The organism is Bradyrhizobium sp., from assembly GCF_049691595.1.
Lineage (GTDB): Bacteria > Pseudomonadota > Alphaproteobacteria > Rhizobiales > Xanthobacteraceae > Bradyrhizobium.
Map to the genome: position 1 here is coordinate 1 of NZ_JBAVNZ010000257.1, position 5,422 is coordinate 5,422.

Consider the following 5,422-nt stretch of genomic DNA (forward strand, 5'->3'; position numbering starts at 1 on the left):
CAGTGCCACCAGAAACGCGCTGAAGGCGCTGAACGAGCGCCAATCGCGCGGCGTCCGCGGCTTGAAAAAGCTATAGGCAAAGAAGATGAAGACCACCGAATTTACGATCACAAGGCTCCACAACCCATAGGCCGGCGCGTTGTTGTTCATGACGGTCCCCTCCGGCTGTTCTATTGATCGCGGTTTCCGTGATGGCCGTGTCCGCCATGCATGAAGACGTGCAGCAACGGACAAGCGAGCAGCGGCAGCCAGATCAGGAGGCCGAGCACATGGGCCCGATGTTCGGTAAAGAGCAGGGTGCCGGCAATGATCAGGAACCCGATCAGCACCAACCCGGCACGGGATTTCACGAAACTGCCCTTCTGCGCCTGCTCCTCATGGCCAGAATGATCTTGCACTGACATCGCACACTCCCGCCGGTTAGATTGCTCTGGAAGGCTCTCTTGACGCAATCAAGGGCCTTCGGTTGTTGCGTCCGTCCACCGCACTTCGAACCTATTCGACGACGAGCTTGCCGCGGAACATTCCCATCGGACAGCCAAACTCAAACTCCCCTGGAGCCCTCGGCAGCAACTCGACCGCAACTGTCTGCCCGGCGGGAAGTTCGGCGCTCTTCTGGAAGTCGGCGAAGATCACCTTATCCGAACAGGAAGCCGTCTCTTCCCGCCGGAAGTTCAACCGGACCGGCCGGCCGCTCCGGACGATGATCGTATCTGGGGTGTAGCCGCCCTTCACCAGGACCATCGCTTCCTGGTATCCGCCGCTGGCCTCGCTGGCGCGAAATCCCGTCGAGCGTTTCAGCCAAAAGAACCAGACGATGATGGCGATCAGCGCGAGGCCCGCCGCGGTGACGAGCCAACGATCAGCGGTCATGATACGATCCTCCGGGGCTGAAACAGGCGAAGCCGGTTTGCGTTGGTAACGACCGTGACCGAGCTGAACGCCATCGCGGCAGCGGCGATCAAGGGCGACAGCAAGAGGCCGAGGAATGGATATAGAACTCCCATCGCAACCGGGATGCCGAGCGCGTTATAGCCAAAGGCGCCGACGAGGTTTTGCCGTACGTTGCTCATGGTGGCCCGGCTGATCTCTATCGCCGTCACTACGCCGGTCAGACTGCCCTTGATGAGCGTGATATCGCTCGCCTCAATGGCAACATCGGTGCCGGTGCCGATCGCAAAACCAACATCGGCTTGCGCCAGCGCGGGCGCATCGTTGACGCCATCGCCTACCATCCCGACGGACTTGCCTTCGAGTTGCAGTTTCTGCACCTCGTGCGCCTTGTCGTTGGGCAGGACCTCGGCGAGCACCCGCTCGATTCCGACCTGACGTGCAATCGCCAGCCCGGTGCGCTCGTTATCGCCGGTCAGCATGACGACTTCGATCCCGAGCGCCTTCAACGCATCGATAGCGGCTTTCGAATCTGGCTTCACTGTGTCGGCGACCGCTACAAGCCCGGCCGCCTTGCCATCGATGCCCACATACATGGGCGTCTTGCCTTCTTCGGCGAGGCGCTTCCAGTTCATTTGCAGCCCGTCGATGGCAACCCCGCGGTCGCGCATCAGTTTGGCGTTCCCGAACAGCACCTCGTGCCCGTCGATCCGGCCGCTGACCCCATGGCCGGGAATGGCGGCAAAAGCCTCGGCCTCGGACAACTTCAAGCCGCGCAGGTCCGCACCCCTGACGATCGCTTCTCCGAGCGGATGCTCCGAACCGCGCTCCAACGAAGCCGTGAAGCGCAGGACGTCCGTCTCGCTCGCGCCTTGAGTTACGACGACATCGGTCAGCGCCGGCTCGCCCCTGGTGATCGTGCCGGTTTTGTCGAGGATGATAGCGTCGAGCTTCTCCGACGCCTGCAAGGCATCGCCGGAGCGAATCAAAATTCCGTGCTCGGCACCCTTGCCGATGCCGACCGTAAGCGACGTCGGGGTTGCGAGACCGAGTGCGCATGGGCAGGCAATGATGAGGGTGGTCACGAACACAATGGTCGCGTAGACGGATCGCGGCTCTGGTCCAAAATTGTACCAGGCGACGAAGGCAAGAATCGCGAGGATCATGACAGCCGGCACGAAGTAAGCCGAGACCGCATCAACCACGCGCTGGATCGGCGCTTTCGACCCCTGGGCGTCCTTGACCATGCGGATAATGGTCGCCAGCGCGGTGTCCTTGCCGACCCTGGTCGCCCTAAACCGGAAACTGCCGGTCTTGTTCAAGGTACCGCCAATGACTTCGTCGCCGACCTGCTTTTCGACCGGCATGGATTCGCCTGTGATCATCGATTCATCGACCGCGCTGGCCCCGGCGGTCACCCTGCCATCTACGGCGATCTTCTCACCGGGCCGGACGACCACGACGTCGTCGGCCAAAACCTCCTCCACCGGAATATCGCGCTCCGTTCCGTCCCGGACGACCCGCGCAGTCTTGGCCTGCAAACCGATCAGCTTCTTGATCGCCTGAGACGTCCGCCCTTTCGCCTTGATCTCGAGGGCAAGCCCCAGAACCACCAGCGCAACCACGACGTCGGTCACATCCCAGAAAACCTCCGCGAGCGCCATGCGCGGGAAGATTTGCGGCCACGCTACGGTCACGACGGAATAGGCAAATGCGGCGCTGATCCCGATGGCGATCAGCGTGTGCATATTGGCCGCACGGTGCTTCAGGGCATCCCACATGCCGGTGAAGAATTGCGAGCCCGCCCAAAACATCACGGGCAAGGTCAACACGCCCAGCAGGCTCCAGACGATCCTGCGGGTGTCGCTTCCCATCGGCATCCAGTCGCGCAGGCCGGCAATCAGGTCCGGATAGCTTAACGCCATAACAGGTATCGAGATTGCAGCTGCGAACCAGAATTTTTGCATCAAGGTGTGATATTCCTGCTCAATGGCGGCTTCGGCAGGATCGAGCACCTCCGCGTCAGGGGCGATCTTCGGCTCGGCTACACGGTATCCGGCAGATTCGATTGCCTTGCGGATCGTCGGAAAGTCCACCTTCTCGGGCTGGTACTCGATATCGGCGGCGTTGGGTCCGAGACTTGCGCGCGCCGACACCACACCCGGCACCATCTGCAGCGCGAGCTCGATCCGCAGGAGGCATGAGCCGCAATGCATGTTTTTGATCGGCACGCGCATGGTGGCGGTCCCGACCGTATAGCCGACCGAACGGATAGCGTGCAGAATCTCGGAAATTCTGGTCCGCGCAGGATCGTAATCAATTCTGGCCACCCTGGTGCTCGGATTGACACTTGCAAAAGTTACTCCGGGGACCGCGGCAGCGGCCTTCTCGATCGCCGGCGGGCAATGTGCGCAGTTCATGCCGCCGATCCGAAGCTCTAAATGTTCACTCGCGGCTGGCTGCGGTGTTGCGGCATCCGGACGACGGGCATGCATATCAGCGACAACTGCGCTCATCTTGTCCTCCTCCTGCATGCAGGCTGGGATGTCGATGCAGACACTGGATCGGCCTCCGCGGCATCTGCGGCGAGACCTCGTCCGTAGAGGGTTTCGAACCAGAATTCGTAGCCCTGGTCGCGCAATTCGCGCGCCTGCGTGATGAGGCTGCGCACCGCGTCGAATGTTTCGATCTCGCGAACCTTGAGCGAGTTGGTGCCAGGGACAGCATGGCGATCGCGAGCGATCGAAGCGGCGATCGGCGCGAGTGCGCGCAACCAGGGATTGAAGTCGGTCGCGAACGCATGGCGGCTGACACGCATGGGATGCAGCCATTCGAGCAACTGGGCGGATAGAGGCGTCGAGGTCGCCTCGATCCATCTTCCAAGCGTCGTCGAATACAACGCATCCATCTGGGCCGAGACTTCGGCGACGCGGCGAAACGCGGCACGATTTCCCGGAAATTCGAGCTCTTCGACGCGCCGCTCCTCGAATCGCACCGAATAGGCATCGCGGCCGCAATCGGGATCTCCCGTCGGATTATCGATCTTCATTTCATAAAGGCCTGGCGGGAGGACCTCGATCTTTTTCAGGCTGTCAAGGATCGCCCGATGCTCGAGACGTGCGACGCGTGCCGACACGAAAATACCGAGATGCCCAATATGGGGGTTGATCAGGTATATGATGCGCTGGCCGGCCTGCTTCAGATCGTCGGTGTCGGAGTAGATCGTCGGAATCCAGCCCAGGGCCTGATGAGGCGGCGTGATGTTGTCGCCATAGGAGGCGAAGATGACCAGTGGATTGCGAATGCGCCGCAGATCGACCAGGCAATCCCGGCAGATGCGCAGTTTTCCCTGCTCCAAACTATTGCCGATGAAGAGGTTCTCGACGATCACCAGCATCTCTTCACGGCTGAGGAAATAGAAGCCGTTCCACCAGCGCTCGAATTCGAGAAATCGCTCCCGCTCCTCGTCGATGTGAGAAAACAGGTTCGCGTATTTCTCCCAAACACCTTCCGGCTTCAGGTTTTCGAAGTTCTGCACCAGCCAGGCACCATCGAACCGGCCGTCGCCGAGGTCGCACGTCAGATGGGAGAGCCATGCTCCGCCGAGCAGCCCGCCGGAAACGCGCGCTGGATTGACCCCGGATTCTCCGGCCCAATATGACAGCGGTGAACCGTTGAGAACAGCCGGCCCCGCAAGCCCCTCGCAATCGGCCGCAAGGATCGCGATCGCCCAGCCGGCCTGGCAGTTGCCGTAGAGGGTCGGCGGCTTGCCGTCATGGCGTCTGGAGACCTCCTCCGCGAACCGGCGGAGCGTATGGAGCACGTCCACCATCGTCTGGCCCGCCGACGGCTCCGGATAGAACACCACGAAATAGACCGGATAGCCCTCATGCATCGCGATCCCGACTTCGGAATCGTGCTTGAACCCCCCGATTCCCGGTCCGTGCCCCGCGCGGGGATCCACTATCATGACCGGCGGCTTCGCGGGATCGAGGCAATCCTCCAGGCACTCATCGCCGTAGCGCGTGATGCGCAGCAGCGCGTAGTTGACCGGCCGCTCGAACCGGCGAGCGTCGAGGACAAGCTCATAATCGAAATCGAGCAGCGGCGGTTTGCCCGCCCGTTCGTGAGCGATCATGTTATCCGCGCGCTGCCGAAGCGTATCCCAGAACAGGATGGTCCGCTCCAAGAAGTCGCGTTGATAGGCTACGACGCCATCCAGCGCGGGCGATATGGAGGGCCACCTCGTAAGCGCTGGATTGGCCCGCGGAGTCACGGCCGCTCCGGCGATCTTTTGGGCACGCTCCTGGGTTGTCGTCCTCTGAACCGCTGGGCCGATCTGTGGCCCGCGTGGTGTGCCGATCGTACTTGGCGAAAGGGCAAAGGTCGTCACGGCAGACCTCCCTCGACTATTGGTTTGAAAAAGCGCGCAACGTTGCTTCAGCCGGGATCACCGCCCGGCCATCATTTGTCCCGTCCCATTCGGCCAAACCCCATCTGGCGCGAAGGTGTTTGTTGCGGCGGCTAGCAG

General features: G+C 61.6%; 4 protein-coding genes. All 4 read right to left on the reverse strand.

Annotated features, from left to right (window positions below; translation table 11 throughout):
• Positions 1-170: 170 nt before the first annotated feature.
• The 4 genes from WCE35_RS11480 to WCE35_RS11495 all read right to left on the reverse strand — a co-directional run bounded on the left by WCE35_RS11480 (position 171) and on the right by WCE35_RS11495 (position 5,125).
• Positions 171-404: a DUF2933 domain-containing protein gene (locus WCE35_RS11480; RefSeq protein WP_424593457.1), complete on the reverse strand. Its 234-nt coding sequence runs from the start codon at positions 402-404 to the stop codon at positions 171-173.
• 91 nt (positions 405-495) lie between these two features.
• Positions 496-873: a cupredoxin domain-containing protein gene (locus WCE35_RS11485; RefSeq protein WP_424593458.1), complete on the reverse strand. Its 378-nt coding sequence runs from the start codon at positions 871-873 to the stop codon at positions 496-498.
• Positions 870-3,425, reverse strand: coding sequence for a heavy metal translocating P-type ATPase (locus WCE35_RS11490; protein ID WP_424593459.1), 2,556 nt, complete (start codon positions 3,423-3,425; stop codon positions 870-872). Before WCE35_RS11490 ends, WCE35_RS11485 begins: the two co-directional genes overlap by 4 nt.
• A complete protein-coding gene (locus WCE35_RS11495) occupies positions 3,404-5,125 on the reverse strand; it encodes a DUF3141 domain-containing protein (protein WP_424593460.1) in 1,722 nt (573 codons plus the stop codon). The genes WCE35_RS11490 and WCE35_RS11495 overlap by 22 nt, the downstream gene beginning before the upstream one ends.
• Between the last annotated feature and the right edge of the window lie 297 nt (positions 5,126-5,422).